The 1,058-nt window shown below is 46.6% G+C and carries 1 pseudogene; it reads right to left on the bottom strand.

Annotation, left to right across the window (positions count from 1 at the left end):
* Nucleotides 1–34: 34 nt before the first annotated feature.
* Nucleotides 35–1,058: pseudogene (gene asnB / locus R7P35_RS26155) on the bottom strand (asparagine synthase B); the annotation flags it as partial.

Genomic DNA, 1,058 nt, shown 5'->3' with positions numbered 1-1,058 from the left:
GACCGTTGTCACACATTTTGGCTGCAGGATGTTAGCGCGTTGCGACATCAATGAACTCTTTATCTAAGAATGGTCCACGGCCTTCAACGCCGCATGCCGCCAACGATTTGTTCGCACGGGCACAGTCAAACATGTTTAGAGCCAGCAGTTTACGAACCGTTTCTTCGTGGAACTCTTTTGCGTTTGGCGCTTTGTGGAAGTACAAGTAGCCACCGAAGATTTCATCAGCGCCTTCACCAGAAAGCACCATTTTGATGCCCATTGCCTTGATTTTACGGCCCATGAGGAACATCGGTGTTGAGGCACGAATCGTTGTTACGTCATAAGTCTCGATGTGGTAAATCACGTCACGAATAGCATCCAAACCTTCTTGAATGGTGTATGTCATTTCGTGGTGAACGGTACCAATTTTTTCTGCCACTTCACGTGCTGCTTTTAAGTCTGGAGCGCCTTCAAGACCAACCGCAAAAGAGTGAAGTTGAGGCCACCATGCTTCTGATTTTTCATCGTCTTCGATACGCATCGCAGCATAGCGTTTTGCTACCGCAGATGTGATGGATGAATCCAGACCACCAGATAGTGGTACGCCGTATGGTACGTCAGTCATTAGTTGACGTTTCACAGCGGCTTCCAGTGCTTCTGTTAGTTCTTCTTTACTCGTGCTGTTACCTTGAACAGCTGCATATTCGTTCCAGTCACGGATGTAGTAACGCTGAGGTTCTGCATCTTTTGAGCTGTAGTGCGAACCTGGAGGGAATTCGCTGACTGTTTTACAAACGGGTACGAGTGCTTTCATTTCGGAAGCGACGTAGTAGTTACCGTGTTCATCGTAACCTTGGTAAAGTGGAATGATACCGATATGGTCACGACCTACTAGGTACTCATCTTTTTCTTCATCGTACAGTACGAAAGCAAAAATGCCGTTTAGCTCTTCAAGAAGATCAGCACCCATGTCTTGATACAGCGCTAAAATAACTTCACAGTCAGAGTCTGTTTGGAATTCGTACTTGCCTTCGTAGCGAGCGCGAATCTCTTTGTGGTTGTAGATCTCACCGTTA

Origin of the sequence: Vibrio sp. Vb0304 (genome assembly GCF_033338995.1) — a bacterium.
GTDB classification, from domain to species: Bacteria; Pseudomonadota; Gammaproteobacteria; order Enterobacterales; family Vibrionaceae; genus Vibrio; species Vibrio alginolyticus.
This window is presented reverse-complemented; position numbering and strand designations above follow the sequence as displayed.